This window comes from Noviherbaspirillum phoenicis (genome assembly GCF_047237965.1).
Taxonomy (GTDB): Bacteria; Pseudomonadota; Gammaproteobacteria; order Burkholderiales; family Burkholderiaceae_D; genus Noviherbaspirillum_A.
Genome location: NZ_JBDFLX010000002.1, coordinates 13,757 through 29,263, shown reverse-complemented (window position 1 = coordinate 29,263; position 15,507 = coordinate 13,757). Strand labels below are relative to the sequence as shown.

21 protein-coding genes are annotated in these 15,507 nt (G+C 66.4%); 9 read left to right on the top strand and 12 right to left on the bottom strand.

The window, feature by feature from the left end:
* The first annotated feature begins 350 nt into the window (after positions 1-350).
* Positions 351-641, top strand: coding sequence for an RNA chaperone Hfq (gene hfq / locus ABC383_RS19805; RefSeq protein WP_194711812.1), 291 nt, complete (start codon positions 351-353; stop codon positions 639-641).
* Between the two features lie 15 nt (positions 642-656).
* On the opposite strand, the gene ABC383_RS19800 is transcribed toward hfq, so the two are convergent.
* Positions 657-917: a hypothetical protein gene (locus ABC383_RS19800; protein ID WP_413016496.1), complete on the bottom strand. Its 261-nt coding sequence runs from the start codon at positions 915-917 to the stop codon at positions 657-659.
* A 191-nt stretch (positions 918-1,108) separates the two neighbouring features.
* Here ABC383_RS19800 and ABC383_RS19795 point away from each other — a divergent pair, with 191 nt between their 5' ends.
* Entirely contained in the window at positions 1,109-1,441 is a 333-nt protein-coding gene (locus tag ABC383_RS19795; protein ID WP_413016494.1) for a hypothetical protein, read from the top strand.
* A gap of 99 nt (positions 1,442-1,540) precedes the next feature.
* Here ABC383_RS19795 and ABC383_RS19790 read toward each other — a convergent pair whose 3' ends face one another.
* From ABC383_RS19790 to ABC383_RS19775, 4 genes are all read right to left on the bottom strand, one after another.
* A complete protein-coding gene (locus tag ABC383_RS19790; protein WP_194711815.1) occupies positions 1,541-1,744 on the bottom strand; it encodes a cold-shock protein in 204 nt (67 codons plus the stop codon).
* Positions 1,745-2,030: 286 nt separating this feature from the next.
* Positions 2,031-2,864 (bottom strand): aldo/keto reductase, encoded by an 834-nt coding sequence (locus tag ABC383_RS19785; RefSeq protein WP_413016492.1) that lies wholly within the window; start codon positions 2,862-2,864, stop codon positions 2,031-2,033.
* A gap of 71 nt (positions 2,865-2,935) precedes the next feature.
* Positions 2,936-3,145, bottom strand: a complete 210-nt coding sequence (locus ABC383_RS19780) for a hypothetical protein (protein ID WP_194711817.1) — start codon at positions 3,143-3,145, stop codon at positions 2,936-2,938.
* A 30-nt stretch (positions 3,146-3,175) separates the two neighbouring features.
* On the bottom strand, positions 3,176-3,454 hold the full coding sequence (locus tag ABC383_RS19775; protein ID WP_413016490.1) for a hypothetical protein: 279 nt from the start codon (positions 3,452-3,454) through the stop codon (positions 3,176-3,178).
* 275 nt (positions 3,455-3,729) lie between these two features.
* Between ABC383_RS19775 and glf the strand changes: the two genes are divergently transcribed.
* On the top strand, positions 3,730-4,881 hold the full coding sequence (gene glf, locus ABC383_RS19770) for a UDP-galactopyranose mutase (RefSeq protein ID WP_413016488.1): 1,152 nt from the start codon (positions 3,730-3,732) through the stop codon (positions 4,879-4,881).
* Positions 4,882-4,895: 14 nt separating this feature from the next.
* Here glf and ABC383_RS19765 read toward each other — a convergent pair whose 3' ends face one another.
* The 6 genes from ABC383_RS19765 to pqqA all read right to left on the bottom strand — a co-directional run bounded on the left by ABC383_RS19765 (position 4,896) and on the right by pqqA (position 8,390).
* Positions 4,896-5,087 carry a hypothetical protein gene (locus ABC383_RS19765; RefSeq protein ID WP_413016487.1) on the bottom strand — a complete coding sequence of 64 codons (192 nt, stop codon included), beginning with the start codon at positions 5,085-5,087 and terminating at the stop codon, positions 4,896-4,898.
* Between the two features lie 139 nt (positions 5,088-5,226).
* Positions 5,227-6,402 carry a pyrroloquinoline quinone biosynthesis protein PqqE gene (gene pqqE, locus ABC383_RS19760; protein WP_413016485.1) on the bottom strand — a complete coding sequence of 392 codons (1,176 nt, stop codon included), beginning with the start codon at positions 6,400-6,402 and terminating at the stop codon, positions 5,227-5,229.
* Positions 6,399-6,662, bottom strand: coding sequence for a pyrroloquinoline quinone biosynthesis peptide chaperone PqqD (pqqD, locus tag ABC383_RS19755; RefSeq protein ID WP_194711822.1), 264 nt, complete (start codon positions 6,660-6,662; stop codon positions 6,399-6,401). Before pqqD ends, pqqE begins: the two co-directional genes overlap by 4 nt.
* Positions 6,659-7,378: a pyrroloquinoline-quinone synthase PqqC gene (gene pqqC / locus ABC383_RS19750; RefSeq protein ID WP_413016484.1), complete on the bottom strand. Its 720-nt coding sequence runs from the start codon at positions 7,376-7,378 to the stop codon at positions 6,659-6,661. Before pqqC ends, pqqD begins: the two co-directional genes overlap by 4 nt.
* The gene (gene pqqB, locus ABC383_RS19745; protein ID WP_413017373.1) at positions 7,375-8,289 is read right to left on the bottom strand and encodes a pyrroloquinoline quinone biosynthesis protein PqqB; all 915 of its coding nucleotides are present in this window, start codon (positions 8,287-8,289) and stop codon (positions 7,375-7,377) included. Before pqqB ends, pqqC begins: the two co-directional genes overlap by 4 nt.
* Positions 8,290-8,315: 26 nt before the next feature.
* A complete protein-coding gene (gene pqqA, locus ABC383_RS19740) occupies positions 8,316-8,390 on the bottom strand; it encodes a pyrroloquinoline quinone precursor peptide PqqA (protein ID WP_194712025.1) in 75 nt (24 codons plus the stop codon).
* A 205-nt stretch (positions 8,391-8,595) separates the two neighbouring features.
* Here pqqA and ABC383_RS19735 point away from each other — a divergent pair, with 205 nt between their 5' ends.
* The 5 genes from ABC383_RS19735 (at position 8,596) to ABC383_RS19715 (ending at position 13,861) form a co-directional block, all read left to right on the top strand.
* Positions 8,596-9,531 carry an alpha/beta fold hydrolase gene (locus ABC383_RS19735; protein ID WP_413016482.1) on the top strand — a complete coding sequence of 312 codons (936 nt, stop codon included), beginning with the start codon at positions 8,596-8,598 and terminating at the stop codon, positions 9,529-9,531.
* Positions 9,524-10,900 (top strand): HAMP domain-containing sensor histidine kinase, encoded by a 1,377-nt coding sequence (locus ABC383_RS19730; RefSeq protein ID WP_413016480.1) that lies wholly within the window; start codon positions 9,524-9,526, stop codon positions 10,898-10,900. Before ABC383_RS19735 ends, ABC383_RS19730 begins: the two co-directional genes overlap by 8 nt.
* Positions 10,897-11,538 (top strand): response regulator, encoded by a 642-nt coding sequence (locus tag ABC383_RS19725; RefSeq protein ID WP_413016479.1) that lies wholly within the window; start codon positions 10,897-10,899, stop codon positions 11,536-11,538. The genes ABC383_RS19730 and ABC383_RS19725 overlap by 4 nt, the downstream gene beginning before the upstream one ends.
* A 61-nt stretch (positions 11,539-11,599) precedes the next feature.
* Positions 11,600-11,977, top strand: coding sequence for a PH domain-containing protein (locus tag ABC383_RS19720; RefSeq protein ID WP_194711827.1), 378 nt, complete (start codon positions 11,600-11,602; stop codon positions 11,975-11,977).
* A gap of 102 nt (positions 11,978-12,079) precedes the next feature.
* The gene (locus tag ABC383_RS19715) at positions 12,080-13,861 is read left to right on the top strand and encodes an OPT/YSL family transporter (RefSeq protein WP_413016476.1); all 1,782 of its coding nucleotides are present in this window, start codon (positions 12,080-12,082) and stop codon (positions 13,859-13,861) included.
* A 15-nt stretch (positions 13,862-13,876) separates the two neighbouring features.
* Here the strand turns inward: ABC383_RS19715 and ABC383_RS19710 are convergent, their stop codons facing one another.
* Entirely contained in the window at positions 13,877-14,131 is a 255-nt protein-coding gene (locus ABC383_RS19710; protein WP_413016475.1) for a winged helix-turn-helix domain-containing protein, read from the bottom strand.
* 149 nt (positions 14,132-14,280) lie between these two features.
* Between ABC383_RS19710 and ABC383_RS19705 the strand changes: the two genes are divergently transcribed.
* Positions 14,281-15,384 carry a patatin-like phospholipase family protein gene (locus tag ABC383_RS19705; protein ID WP_413016473.1) on the top strand — a complete coding sequence of 368 codons (1,104 nt, stop codon included), beginning with the start codon at positions 14,281-14,283 and terminating at the stop codon, positions 15,382-15,384.
* Positions 15,385-15,507 lie beyond the last annotated feature (123 nt).

The following is a 15,507-nucleotide window of genomic DNA, read 5'->3' as shown; positions in this document are numbered from 1 at the left end:
AACAGGTTAAGGGTTGAAGTCCCGCCGGGGGCAGCACATTGACGCAGCACGTTTCACGGCGACACTCCGGATCACCACAAAGATTCTTTAGAGAAACATTGTATCAAGGCGCTATGGATTGCGGTTAACTGATCGTGCCGGGCGCCGCATTGCATCCGGGCAAGCCTACCGACTGTGTTGACGGCACAACGCCGCCTGACTTGACGGTTGCCGCTTTTGAAGTTCGAAGACCGAACCTTGGCGCAAAGCTGTGGACTAAGCTGAAACGATGCTGCCTGTTCGCCTTTTGCGCCCGGAATGTTGCGCCGAACGCAGCCTGCCGCTCCAACCTGTCCTTTGAAGGAAGTGCCGTGGAACGTAACCCGCAATTATTGCAAGCCGCATTCCTTGAGAACCTGCGCGACCAGCGCACCCCGGTGTTCATCTTCCTGGTCAATGGCATCAAGCTGCATGGCACCATCGAGTCGTTCGACAACTATGTGCTGGCCGTCCACGGCGACGTGACGCAGATCGTGTTCAAGCATGCGATCTCGACCGTGATGCCGGCCAGCGCGGGCGTTCCCGGCGGTCTTTCGGGCGCCGGCGCAGGGCAGGGAGCACGCGCCCGTACGCCACGCGGCGGATCGGGTGCGCTGCGCTGACAAGGCGCGGCGCAGTCAGCTCCCGGCCGGCAGCAAGGCCAGATGGATCAGGTAGGCGCGCTTGCCGTACCAGGCGGCGGTGCAGCGCTCGCTGCCGTTCGCGGCCCGGGTGATGCTGACCTCCAGCCGGTCCGGCATGCCGGGCGGCAGCGACCGCGCCAGCCGGTTGACGTCCGCATGGCGCGGCGCCGCGGGTGGCAGCACCAGTTCGCAGGCCGGCAGGCCCTGGGTGAGCGTGGAAGGAAACAGCGGCGCTTTGGGCAGCATGCCTGGCATGGCGATTCCGTTGGCGAGTCCTGGTGCCGGTTTGGCATCGGGCGGCGGGCTTCGTTCCGTTGCCTGTGCAAACTTCTGGCGCAGGCAGGCGTTGTTGAGCAATTTCAAGCCCGGGCGTGGAAATGCCGGGACATCGCGCCGCTATCGGCTATGTTGGTCCGGTCTGCCGTCCGGCGTCGACCACAGGAACCATGACGATGCATACCCCGTATCCCAATCGTGAGGAATTCGAGCAGAAAGCCGGCGTGCTGGCCGATGCATTGCGGCTGCAGGCGAGCGAGGCCCGGCAGCTGCTGGCGCAGATCTCGGGTTATGAGGGGGCGGCCGCCGTCGACTTTGGCGACAAGGACCGCTCATTGTGCTCCTCGCGCGAGGAACTGATCGCGCGCCTGCAGGCAAGCCGGCCCGAGGTCAGCGGCGACGCGGCTGCCGGTATCATCGACAGGCTGCATCTGGCGGTGCGCGATGGCGACATCGAGCATGTTCCCGCTTCGCCGGGCGTCGTGCCCAACATGGGCGGCTGAACCGCGGGCAGGGAATGCGACGCCCATAAAAAAAGCCCGCTAACCGGGTCGGTGCAGGCTTTGAGCATCACTGCGTCGCAATGACGCTGGTGATGGGAATTACACTGGCTGAATGTTCGAAGCTTGCTTGCCTTTTGGGCCTTGGGTGACTTCGAAGCTTACTTTCTGGCCTTCTTGCAGGGATTTGAATCCGGATGCGTTGATTGCGGAGAAATGCGCGAACAAATCTTCGCCGCCTGCGTCCGGGGTGATGAAACCAAAGCCCTTAGCGTCGTTAAACCACTTCACAGTACCTGTTGCCATAATTGCGTCCACATTCCTAAGATAAAAAATACGAAAATGCCGGTCTAGATCGCCCTGCACATTCTGCTTTACCGAAATCCCAAAAGCTTGGTCAATTCGATACGCAGCATAATGGCACATTCAAAGTAAATGGCAAATCACCAATTCGCATGTTTTTATAGGTATAGCGCAAATTGCAGCGCTTTTCTTTCACTCAGGCACCAGAATCACTGAAATCGAGCAGAAACGCACCATGCTTGCGCAGCTGCAAGCCCGATTTAATTTCCTGCGGGAATATTATTCCGGCCTAAATCATTTCCAGCGGCTGCTTCGAACGCGGCGGCGCAAAGGCGCGGTCGAGCGCGGCAAGATCGTCCTCATTCAACTGGATATCCAGCGCGGCACGGTTGTCCCGCACATGCGCCTCGCTCGATGCCTTGGGAATGGCGATCATGCCTGGCTGGCGCAGCACCCAGGCCAGCGCAATGGCAGCGGGCGTGACCTGATGACGGCCGGCAATCGTCGCCAGCGTCGGGTCGCGCAGCAGACGTCCCTGCTCGATCGGTGAGTAGGCCATCAGCGGCACGCCTTCGGCGGCGCACTGCGGCAGCAGGTCGAATTCAATGCCGCGCCGCGTCAGGTTGTATAACACCTGGTTGGCCGCCACCGCGGCGCCGCCGGCTACCGCATTCAATTCCCGCATGTCATCCACGTCGAAATTGCTGACGCCCCAATGGCGTATCTTCCCGGCCCGCTGCAGCTCGGCGAATCCGGAAAGGGTGTCTTCAAGCGGCACGCCGCCGCGCCAGTGCAGCAGGTAGAGGTCGATGCGGTCGGTGGCCAGGCGCTTCAGACTGGCCTCGCATGCGGCCACGGTGCCGCGCCGGGTGGCATGGTGCGGCAGTACCTTGCTGACGATGAAGGCCGAATCGCGCCGGCCTGCAATGGCTTCGCCCACCAGGCGCTCGGCGGCGCCGTCGCCATACATCTCGGCGGTATCGATCAGCGTCATGCCGAGGTCCATGCCGGCGCGCAGCGCCGCCACCTCGGCGGCACGGCGGGCCGGCAGATCGCCCATATACCAGGTGCCCTGGCCCAGCGCCGGTACGGCTTCGCCCGATGGCAGCTTGGTCATGCGCATGGCGTCCTCCCTAATTTCGATGAAGAGGACGCCAGCTTACCGCGCAGCGGCGCGGCCAACCCGGCAGCGCGTCAATAACGGTAAGGATTGCCCGGCGCGCGGTCATACCGGTTGGGTATGCCGTCGCCATCACGGTCGCGATAGTAGCCACGGCCCGGCGGGCCGTAGTAGCCATGATGCGGTTGGCGGTAATAACCCGGCCCGACCGGGTCGTAAGGCGCCACCACGCAGCCGGATAGCAGGATGCTGGCGGCGGCGAGCGGCAGGATCAGCTTGCGCATCGGATTCTCCGTGGATTGATGAAGGCTTGATCAATAGCGCCGCGGATTGTTGGGACGCGCGTCGAAGCGGTTGGGCACGCCGTCGCCGTCGCGGTCGCGCTGGACGCGGGCCGGGACCACGCGTTGCGGATAGCGATGGTCATGGCGGTATCCATGCCGCACCGGCGCGACGTAATGCGGCTGCACGTGGCGGTGGGCGCGGTAGTGGCCGTGCGCATCGCGTACCGTGTGGGCCATTGCGGCTGGCGCCGAGAGAAGGACAGCTGTGCCGGCGAGGATGCCTGCAATGATCTTGACTGGGTTTTTCATATGCACCTCCATGTGGAAACGGCTTCATTACACCGCGGGAACGGCGTTGCATCTAGGGCGGATGCGTAAGCGGCGTTACCAGATGTGTCAGCAGCGGCAATATCCGGCGGCGGGATTGACGCCGCGCAAGCGGCATAGAGCGGCCAAATTGCCAGGCGTCGGGGCCATGTTCCGAATCAACCCAACGGCCCGACCCGGCCCATAGAATCGACAGCAAGACCATCCGGCGGCCGGCGTGCCGCCAGGCTTTTCCACGATCGAAATAAGGGCGACATGTGAAGAAAATTGCTGTGATTGGAGCGGGCTTCTCGGGCGCCGTGATCGCGCATGAGGCGGCCAAGGCAGGCTATCAGCTGGAAGTATTCGACGCCCGGCCGCATGTGGCGGGCAACTGCCACACCGAGCGCGATGCGGAGACCAATGTGATGGTGCATGCCTACGGGCCGCATATTTTCCATACCAGCAATGAGAAGGTATGGAATTACATCCGCCAGTTCGACGAGTTCATGCCTTTCGTCAACCGCGTCAAGACCATTACTGGCGGGCGCGTGTTCAGCCTGCCCATCAACCTGCTGACGATCAACCAGTTCTTTGGCAAGACCTTCAATCCGCGCGAGGCGGAAGCGTTCCTGACCTCGATCGGCGACCAGAGCATCAAGGACCCGCAGACCTTCGAGGAGCAGGCGCTGCGCTTCGTCGGCCGCGAGCTGTACGAGGCCTTCTTCAAAGGCTACACCACCAAGCAGTGGGGCATGCATCCGTCGGAACTGCCGGCCAGCATATTGCGCCGCCTGCCGGTGCGCTTCAACTACGACGACAACTATTACGCCAGCACCTACCAGGGCATGCCCAGGAGCGGCTATACCGCCATCGTCGAGAAGATGCTGGACCATCCGAACATCACGGTGCACCTGAACACCAAGCTCGGCCGCAGCGATGCTGCCGGCTATGACCACGTGTTCTACAGCGGGCCGATCGATGCCTGGTTCAACTACAGCGAGGGCCGGCTGGGCTATCGTACGCTGGACTTCGCGGCCGAGCGCCACGAGGGCGACTACCAGGGCAACCCGGTGATCAATTACGGCGACGAGGAAGTGCCTTATACCCGGATCTCCGAGCACAAGCACTTCTCGCCGTGGGAAAGCCACGACAAGACGCTGATCTTCAAGGAATACAGCCGCTACTGCGAGGAGAACGACACGCCCTACTATCCGATCCGGCTGGCCAAGGAGAAGTCGCAGCTGCGCCAGTACATCGAGAAGGCAAGGCAGGAACGCAACATCACCTTCGTCGGGCGGCTGGGCACCTACCGCTACCTCGACATGCACGTCACCATCGCCGAGGCGCTGGACGTGGCCGAGCGCTTCCTCGCCACGGCGCCGCGCGGCGAGGCCATGCCCACCTTCATGGTGGACCCGCTGGGGTAAAGGTCAGGGACGGGTCAGGCCTGGCGCGCCTGCCGGCGCTGGCGGCGCGCCTGCAGTTCGTCGCAGTCGTGGATGGCGGCCTGGCGGCGCTCGACCGGGAAGGCCATCACGCCGTCGGCCATCATGGCCGACCATGCCGGCGGTTCATCATGCCGGACCGCGCGTCGCTTGCCGGGATCAAGTGGGAGGACTTTGCACTTGTTCATCTTGCTTCCTGGGAGAAGGTTCGGACGCAGTATAGGTGCGGTGCGCATTCCCGGGTGTGACAGTTTGTATCGCAGAGCGCAGGTTTTGTGGTGACTGTGGCCTGGATGCCGCAGTTCATTCAGTTTCGATGCATGAATGTCAAAGGATGGCCGCCTTGCCGGGCTGTGCGGCCTGCGCAGCCTGGTCCTGCGGCTGGCACAGTTGCCGTGAATTGGCGTCGGTGCGAAACAGGATCGGTTCGGCCCTGACTTCCCGCTTTTCCGGATGGGCAGCCTGGAAGATGATTGCGTCCACCCGGTCCCGCTGCGGCGACTTCGCGCAGACCGGGTCGGTGGCGCTGGCATCGTCGGCCAGCATGTAGGCCTGGCAGCGGCAGCCGCCGAAATCCTTTTCCTTTTCCGGGCAACTGCGGCAGGGCTCCTGCATCCAGCTGTCGCCGCGAAACAGGTTGAAGGCCGGGCTGTCTTCCCAGATCCAGCGCAGGCTGGCGTCCTTCACGCTGGGCAGGGCGAGGCCCGGCAGGCTGCGCGCATTGTGGCATGGCAGGGCGGCGCCGTCGGGCGCCACGGCCAGAAACACCGCGCCCCAGCCATTCATGCAGGCCTTGGGCCGGTCCTCGTAGTAGTCGGGCACCACGAACAGCAGCCTGCAGCGGTTGCCGATGCGGGCGCGGTAGTCATTGACCACCTGCTCGGCCTGGCGCACCTGCTCCAGCGTGGGCATCAGCTGCTGCTGGTTCTTCATCGCCCAACCGTAGTACTGGGTGTTGGCCAGCTCCAGGTATTCGGCATCCAGCTCAAGCGCCATGTCGATGATCTTGTCCACGTGCGGCAGGTTATGCCGGTGCAGCACGCAGTTCACCACCATCGGGTAATCGTATTTCTTGATCAGCGCAGCCACCCGCTTCTTCAGGTCGAAGGTCCTGGTGCTGGACAGGAAGTCGTTGAGTTCGCGGGTGGAGTCCTGGAACGACAGCTGGATATGGTCCAGGCCCGCTTCCTTCAGTGCCGCGATCCGGGTTTCGGTCAGGCCGACGCCGGAGGTGATCAGGTTGGTGTAGAAGCCCAGCCGGTGCGCCTCGGCCACCAGCAGCTCCAGGTCGTCGCGCACCAGCGGCTCGCCGCCCGAAAAGCCCATCTGCACCGCGCCCATCTCGCGCGCTTCGCGCATCACCCTGAACCAGCCTTCGGTGTCGAGCTCGTCGCGCACCGCCGCATAGTCCAACGGGTTGTAGCAGAAGGCGCAGTGCAGCGGGCAGCGGTAGGTCAGCTCGGCCAGCAGCCAGTAGGGAGGGGAAGGCGCGGCGGCAGTCATCGTATCCAGTCCTTTTCCTGCGCATGCGACAGCATGCCCAGCACGTCGTCGCGCAGGCCGGTGGTGTCGAAGGCCGCTTCCAGTTGCGCGATGATTTCATCGATGGTGGCGCTGCCGTCGCAGCGTTTCAGGATCTCGGCCGCGCTCTGGTTCAGGCGCACCATGCCTTCCGGGTAGAGCAGCACGTGGGCCTGCTGCGCAGGCTCGTACTGCATCCGGAAGCGGCGGTTCAGCAGCGGCTTTTCAGGCAGGGCGTTCATTCGGGATAAGCCTTTTCGATGGCGTCCAGCATGCTCCACAGGATGTCGAGCTTGAACTGGAGGATCTCCAGCGCCCGCTGCTGCTGGGCGCGGCTGGTGAAATGCGACAGCGTGACGGCCAGGCCATGGTCGACGTCGCGCTGGGCCAGCGGAATCCGGCTGCGGAAGTAGTGCAGGCCGCAGGCGGCGATCCATGGGTAATGGTCGGGCCAGGTCGCCAGGCGGTCCTTGTGGATCTGCGGCGCGAACATTTCCGTCAGCGACGAGCAGACCGCTTCCTGCCACGGCGCGCGGCGGGCGAAGTTCAGGTAGGCGTCGCAGGCGAAGCGCACGCCCGGCAGCACATGCTGCAGCGACCACAGCTCCTCGCGCGGTATGCCCACCGCGATGCCGAGCTGGGTCCAGGCTTCCAGGCCGCCGGCCGCGCTGCCTTCGTAGTCGCCATGGCCGTCGTGGTCGAGGATGCGGGTGACCCACAGCCTGCGGGTCTCGCGGTCGTCGCAGTTGGACAGGATGGCCGCGTCCTTCTGCGGGATGATCCACTGGTAGTAGAAGCGGTTGGCCACCCAGCCGCGGATCTGGGCCGGCGAGCAGCCGCCGCTGTTCATGCGGATGTTGAACGGATGATGGATATGGTAGTTGCGGTCCTTGTTGCGCAGCCGGGCTTCAAACTCGGCGCGATCCCAGGGCAGGCCGCCATCGGTGGCTATGTTCACAGTTCGATCTCCATGCCGTCATGCGCGACCTCGATGCCATGCTGCGCCAGCAGCGCGCGCTCGGCGCTGTCCTCGCGCAGGATGGGGTTGCTGTTGTTGATATGGATGAGTATCTTGCGCGCCGCCGGCATGCTGTCCAGCACGGCGATCATGCCGTCGGGGCCGTCCTGCGGCAGGTGGCCCATGTCGGCGGCAGTCTTGGCCGACAGGCCGAGGCGGATCATTTCATCGGCGCGCCAGAAGGTGCCGTCCACCAGCAGCACGTCGGCGGCCTGCATCGCCTGGGTGACCGCATCCGACAGCGCGCCCAGCCCCGGCGCGTAGAAGGCCGAGCGGCCGTTGCGGGCATTGGTGATGGTCAGGCCGATGTTGTCGCCCGGATGCGGATCGTTGCGGTGCGGCGAATAGGGCGGCGCCTTGCTGTCCAGCGTCAGCGCGGCAAAGCGGGTATGGGCCAGCGGGGCGATGGCGAAGTCATGGTCGCCGGGCGCGATCTCGCGCCAGTCCAGCTTGCAGTAATGGGCCAGCGCGCTGGCGATGTTCAGGCCATGGTTCAGGTCGGCCATCACCTGGGCGGTGGCATACAGCGGCAAGGGCGTGCCGCGCTCGCGCAGCATCAACAGGCCGGTTACGTGGTCGATCTGGGCATCCATCAGCAGCACCGCGGCGATGCCGCTGTCGCGCACCGCGCGCGCCGGCTGCAGTGCGGGCGCGGCCTTGATCTGGGCCAGCAGGTCGGGGGAGGCATTGATCAGCACCCAGTCCTGTTCGTCTTCCGTGACCGCGATCGACGACTGGGTGCGCGGCAGCGCCTGGATGGTGCCGCGGCGAACGCCGTCGCAGTTGGCGCAATTGCAGTTCCATTGCGGAAAGCCGCCGCCGGCAGCGGAGCCGAGCACACGTAGTTTCATCATTGTCCCCGGCAGCCGTACTGCACTTAACGATTGGCGATATACATCGTGATTTCAAAGCCCCAGCGCATGTCGCTTGCTTGCGGTTTTTCCCACTTCATGCTGATCTCCTTCAAGGTTGGATGGATGGTCATCCAGGCCGGTGTAGAGCCCGGATGACGCATTGTGCGATGGCCTTCGGGCCAGCCGACAGCGGCAAATCCATGAATGCGCGCTCATGATTTTCATGATTTTGTACTGCGGATTCTGCTGGGGGCGCCAGGCTGGTTAGAATCCGGGGATAAAAACAGGAGACAAGGCTGCACCATGACCCCGGCTTTCGACGAAGGCCAAATCGTGACCGGCGACGGACATCGCCTCTGGTATGCGCAATACGGCAATCCCCATGGCCTGCCGCTGTTCTGGCTGCATGGCGGACCGGGCAGCGGCGCCAGCCTGCGCCATGCCGACCTGGTCGACCTGGCGCGCTTTCGCCTGGTGCTGGCCGACCAGCGCGGCTGCGCCCGCAGCCAGCCGGCCGGCGCGCTGGAGAACAACCATACCGGCCTCCTGGTGGACGACATCGAGCGGCTGCGCCGGCATCTGGACGTGGAGCGCATGCTGCTGGGCGGCGGCTCCTGGGGCGCCACCCTGGCGCTGGCGTACGCGGCGCGGCACGGCGAGCGGCTGCGCGGCCTGGTGCTGCGGGCGCCCTTCCTGGCCACGCCAGCCGAGGTCAGCGGCTTCTTCGATACGCCGCAGTGCTGGCAGGCATTCGACGCCATCGCCCCGGCGCCGGTGCTGGCGCCGGGGCGGCTGCTGCCCTGGCTGGCCGGGCAGCTTGTCGCGTCCGATGCAGCGCACTGCAGGCGGATTGCCGCAGCCTGGCGCGGCCATGAACAGGCGCTGGAAGGCCTGCGCAACGAGGCGACGGGGCCGCCGGACGAAGCCCTGGTGCAGCGTTACCGGATACAGGCGCACTATCTGCGGCACGGCTGCTTCCTGGAGCCGGACGCGTTGCTGGAGGCGCTCGGCAGCCTGCCCGCGATGCCGGTGGCCATCCTGCATGGCGACGCCGACCGGGTCTGCCCGCCGGCCAATGCGCGGCGCCTGCAGCAGCGCCTGCCGGGCAGCCGGCTTTTGATCGTGCCCGGGGCCGGCCATGATCCGTTCCATCCCGCCATGGCGGCGGCGCTGCGCCAGGCGCTGGACGGCTTTGCAGCGCGCGGCGGTTTCGACGGCTGGGGAGCCTCTCATGGCTAAGCCGCGCCGCGCGATGGGCCTGCTGCTGAAGGTCAACCTGCTGCTGGGCAGCCTGGCTTTCGCCGCGCTGGCCATCTTCAGCGCCCAGGAAATCCAGACCACCCGCAGCAGCATCCGCGAGGAGATCGAAGCGTCCAACCGCATCGCCACCCAGCTGCTGGCGCGCATCACCGCCATCTATTCGCGCCAGGGGCCGGTGGCGCTGGCCGAGGTGCTGCGCCAGACCGGCAGGGTCAGGGCCAACGAGATCCGGCTCTACGACCATGCCGGCGAGCTGCTTTACGAATCGCCGCCCACGTCCTACAAGGCCGGCCGCTATGCGCCGGAGTGGTATGCGGCGCTGGTCACGCCGGCGATGAAGGCGACCGTGATCCGGGTCAACGCCGGCACCCTGGTGGTGGCGCCGAATCCGACCCGCGCCGTGCTGGACGGCTGGGACGACCTGGTCAGCTTCATGGTGATCCAGAGCGCCGCGTTGCTGATGGCCTATCTGCTGCTGTCGTGGATGCTGATGCGCTGGCTGGCGCCGTTCGAGCAGATCCGGCGCGCGCTGCTGCAGATCGGCAGCGGCCGGCATGACGTCAGGCTGCCGGCGCTGCCGGGACGCGAGCCGGGCGAGATGGGCATGGCCTTCAACCGCATGGCGCAGGCGGTGCAGGACGACATTGCCTCGCGCCAGCAGATCGCGCAGGCCGAGGCGCGGCTGGCGGCGCAGCGCGAGTTCACCCAGGCGCTGCACCGGCGCATCGAGGACGAGCGGCGCGCCATCGCGCGCGAGCTGCATGACGAGATGGGACAGTCGCTGACCGCCATGCGCAGCATCTCGGCGGCGCTGGCGCAGAATCCCGAACTGCGCGGCAAGCCCGCCGGCGAAGCGGCCCGGCTGCTGTTCGAGACCGCCGGCGCCAGCTTCGACGCGATGCACCGGCTGATACCGCGGCTGCGCCCGATCCAGCTGGAAGAGATCGGCCTGGGCGACGCGGTGCGCGACCTGGTGGCGTCGCTGCAGCAGGCCCATCCGGGGCTGCACATCACGCTGGCCATGGACCTGGCGCAGCACGACGCCGTGCATGTCGACGCCGAGACCTGCGCCTTTCGCATCCTGCAGGAAGCGCTGACCAACGTGGTGCGGCATGCGCAGGCCAGCGCCGCCTGGGTCGAGCTGAGCATCAGGGACGGCGCGCTGCGGGTGTGCATCGCGGACAATGGCCGCGGCGCGGACGAGCCCCTGTCCAGGAATGGCCATTACGGCCTGCGCGGCATGCGCGAACGCGCCGAGGCGCTGGGCGGCAGGCTGGCCATCGGGCCGGCGCAACAGGGCGGGCTGCAGGTGTCGGCCTGGATCCCGCTACAGGAGGAGACCGTATGAAGGAACCGATCACGGTGATGCTGGTGGACGACCACATGGTGGTGCGCATCGGCTTCCGGATGCTGCTCGACGCCACGCCGGATATCCGGGTGGTGGCCGAGGCCGACTCCGCCGAGTCGGCCTACCAGCAGCTGGAGGCCGGCAGTCCCGATGTGATCCTGATGGACATCGGCCTGGGCGGCGCCACCGGCGTCGAGGCCACCCGCCGCATCATCGCCCGCGACCCGGCGGCGCGGGTGCTGGGCCTGTCGTCCCATGAAGACCCGAGCTATGTGCGCTTCATGCTCAAGGCCGGCGCGCTGGGCTATGTGTCCAAGCGCAGCGCGCCGGAAGAGCTGATGCAGGCGGTGCGCACGGTGGCCGCCGGCGGCCGCTTCCTCGACGCCCATGTGTCGCAGAAGATGGCGATGCAGGCCTTCGACGGCGGCCAGAACCCGGTGGAGGTGCTGTCGGAACGGGAGTTCGCGGTCTTCATCGAGCTGGCGCGCGGCATGAGCGTCAACCAGGTGGCCGAGCTGCTCAATATCTCGCCGCGCACGGCAGGCACCCATCTCTACAACATCAAGCAGAAGCTGGCGGTGGCCAACCAGACCGAGCTGGCGCTGATTGCGATGCGGCATGGCATGATTGCGCCCTGATGCCCGCATGGAGCGGGCATTGGCTTCGTTTTCATTCGGCATCAATACAGGGAGAAACGCCATGGGTCTGCTCGACGGCATGCTGGGCAATGCGTCCAAGATCGACGCCGCAAAAATTCAGGAAGAGTTCAGCCAGGTGCTGGCCGAAGGCGAGCGGGTGGAGCATGCCTACCAGCTCATCCGCGACTACTTCGTCTTCACCAACAAGCGCCTGGTGCTGGTGGACAAGCAGGGCGTGACCGGCAGCAAGGTGGAATACCACTCGGTGCCGTACAAGAGCATCACCCATTTCAGCATCGAGACCGGCGGCCATTTCGACCTCGACGCCGAGCTCAAGATCTGGATCTCGGGCAGCCCGGCGCCGCTGCAGAAGCAGTTCAACAAGCGCCTGAGCATCTACGAGGTGCAGAGCGTGCTGGCGAGCTATGTGCTGAAGTAGCTTGCGCGCGCGCATGGCGCGCCGCATCGGCAATATGGGGATTGCAACCAAAGGCGGGCAGGGCCGGTCTAGCTTCCATTCGACAACAAGCAGCCCGGGTCCATGCCGCCTTCCACGACGATTGCCGTTTCCACCTCTGCCGCCGATGCCGCTGCCGATGCCGGCGGCGTCGCCACGCCCGCGCAGCGCGAGCTGAGCCTGCGCGCGGTGCTGACCGGCGTGCTTCTCGGCGTCGTGCTGACGCCCTCGAATGTCTATGCCGGACTGAAGATAGGATGGGCATTCAACATGTCCATCATTGCGCTCTTGATCGGCTTCGGTTTCTGGCAGGGCATGATGGCGCGAAGCCGGCTGGCTGCCGGCTGGACGCTGCACGAGAGCAATATCAACCAGACGGTCGCATCGGCGGCCGCTTCCATCATTTCCGGCGGCCTGGTGGCGCCGATCCCGGCCTACACCCTGCTGACCGGCAATGCGCTGGATGCGCTGCCGATGATGGCCTGGGTGTTCTCGGTCAGCTTCCTGGGGATCTGGATCGCCTGGTACCTGCGGCCGTCATTGATGGACGATCCGGGCATGACCTTCCCGGAAGGCATGGCCACCCTGGAGACCCTGCGCCATGCCTACAGCCACGGCGCCGAGGCGATGCGCCGGCTGCTGGCGCTGGCCGCCGCGGCGCTGTCCTCGGCGCTGGTGAAGTGGGTGGACACGTTTTACCAGCCGCTGCCGCGCTGGTCGCCCAACCTGCAGTGGGAGCGGCTGACCTTCAGCCTCGACCCGTCGCTGCTGCTGCTGGGCTTTGGCGCCATCATCGGCATCCGGGTCGGGCTGTCGCTGCTCTTGGGCGCGCTGCTGGCCTGGGGCGGCATCGCGCCCTGGCTGCTGTCCCGGGGGCTGGTCGCGCTGCCCGACGGCGCCACCGGCCCGCAATTCGCGGTGCTGGTGGAATGGCTGCTGTGGCCGGGCGCGAGCCTGATGGTGTCGGCTACGCTGGCGTCACTGGCGCTGCGGCTGTGGCGGCAGCGCTCGGTGCTGCTGGCGGGCAGGAAGCCGGGCGCGCGCCGGCCGGCTGTGCTCCCCGCGCTGGCACTGGCGCTGGCCGCGGCGCTGGTGGTGGCATTGCAGGCCAGCCTGTTCGACATCGCGCTGCCGGTGGCGCTGATGACGGTGCCGCTGGCGCTGTTCCTGGCGGCGGTGGCGGCCAGGGTCGTGGGCGCCACCGGCATTGCGCCGATCGGCGCCATCGGACAGTTGTCGCAGCTGAGCTTCGGCGTGCTGGCGCCCGGCCAGATGGCGGTCAACCTGATGAGCGCCAATACCGCCGGCGGCGCCGCCGGCCAGTGCACCGACCTGATGAACGACTTCAAGGTCGGACGCGCGATCGGCGCCACGCCATGGAAGCAGGTTGCCGCGCAAGTCATCGGCATTGCAGTAGGCAGCATCGTCGGCGTGCTGGTGTACAAGGCGCTGATTCCCGATCCGAAGGCGATGCTGCTGACCGAGCAGTGGCCGGCGCCGGCGGTGGCGACCTGGAAGGCGGTGGCGCAGACGCTGGGCGCGGGCCTGTCGGCGCTGTCGGAAAGCATGCGCTGGGCGATCCTGGCCGGCTGCGTGGCCGGGATGTTGCTGGGCCTGCTGGAAGTGGCGCTGCCGCTGCGCCGCGCCCGCTTCCTGCCCAGCGCGGCTGCGCTGGGACTGGCCTTCGTGCTGCCGGCCTCGGTGTCGCTGATGATGGCGCTGGGCGCGCTGCTGACCTGGCTGGCCGGCCTGCGCTGGCCCGGCCTGACCAGGGACTATGCGATCACGGTGGCGGCCGGCCTGATCGCCGGGGAAAGCATGACCGGCGTCGGCGCCTCGCTATGGCAGCTCACGCATGCGCCGTAGTGAACTGTCGTTTCGTTACCGCGGCCGGGCCAGCGACATCGCCTGGTCGGGGCTGCCTTCCAGGTAGTCATGTCCCTGATTGCTCAGACGCCAGACGCCGGCCTCGATTTCCTGCACCAGTCCCTTGTCCAGCAGCAGGTGCAGGTGGTGGCGCGCAACCGGCCCTTCCACGTTCAGCCGCTGCGCGATGCCGCTGGCGGTCATCTGCGGATCGGGGGATTGCAGCAGCTGGCCCAGGATCGCTTCCATCAGCATCAGGTCTCGCCTCATGGCTTCCTCCGTGTAAAAAGCGGCCATCATAGCGGAGCATGCGGCCGCGCCGCCAGCGGCCGTACTGGCATTGCCTGGCGACCCGGCCCGCTGCGCCGGCGGCGCGGGCCTCTATAATGCCGCTCTCACCAATTCCATACCCGATTCCGATGCAAGCCCTACAGATCCATGCCGGCCCGATGGCGCTGCGCCACCTGCGGGAACACGGCCTGCGCCCGGCCGACGTGGCCATGGTGCCTGGCGCGGCCGGCGGTCCGAAAGGGCTGGTGCTCAATCCGCTGGACCGCTTCCTGTTCGGCGACTGGCTCAACCGCGCCGGCCATGTGGTGCACCTGGCCGGCGCATCGATCGGCGCCTGGCGGCTGGCCAGCGCCTGCCTGCCGGATGCCGATGCGGCGTTGGCGGAGATGGCCCATCACTACATCCACGAAAGCTATGACGACGGTTCCGGCCGCAACCCGACGCCGGACCATGTCAGCCGGGTGTTCGACGCCCGCCTGGCGGCGCATTTCGGCGGCCGCGAGCAGCAGGTGCTGTCGCATCCGCGTTACCGGCTGCATGTCTTCACCAGCCGCGGCGTGCATCCGCTGCTGTCGCGCGAGCAGCGCATGCGCACCGCGCTGGGCTATGCCGGCGCCTTCGCCGCCAACCTGATCTCCCGCCGCGCAATGGCGCGCTGGCTGGAGCGGGTGGTGTTCTCGGACTGCCGCGATCCGCTGCCGCTGCCGGCGCAGGATTACCGCACGCACCGGGTCTGCCTGGACCAGCGCAACCTGCGCCCCGCGATCCTGGCCAGCTGCTCGATCCCGTTCTGGCTGCGCGCAGTGGCCGACATTCCCGGCGCGCCGGCCGGCGCCTACTGGGATGGCGGCATCACCGACTACCACCTGCACCTGGAATACGCGACCCTGGCCGCCGGCCGCGTCGCCGGCGACGGCCAGCCCGCGCTGGTGCTCTATCCGCATTTCCAGCCGACGGTGGTGCCAGGCTGGCTGGACAAGGGCCTGCGCCGGCGGCACCGGGCCACGCCGGCGCTGTCGAACGTGGTGCTGCTGGCGCCGAACCCGGAATGGATACGCACCCTGCCCAATGGCAAGCTGCCGGACCGCCGCGACTTCAGGCATTACGGGCGCGACCATGCCGGCCGTGCCGCCGCCTGGACCCGCGCCGTGGCGGAAAGCGCCAGGCTGGCCGACGAGTTTGCAGCCCTGGCGGAACAGCGCGGCGGCATCGAGGCGCGGCCGCTGGCATAGCCGGGCTGCCGCTATTGATATAGCTGAGTTGCAGTCGCCACCCTCTTTGCGTTCGCGCATGGGATGGCCAGATCGCCGCCTTTTATTGCCTGCTTGCATGGCTGTCAACGAACTTCAGCCGGA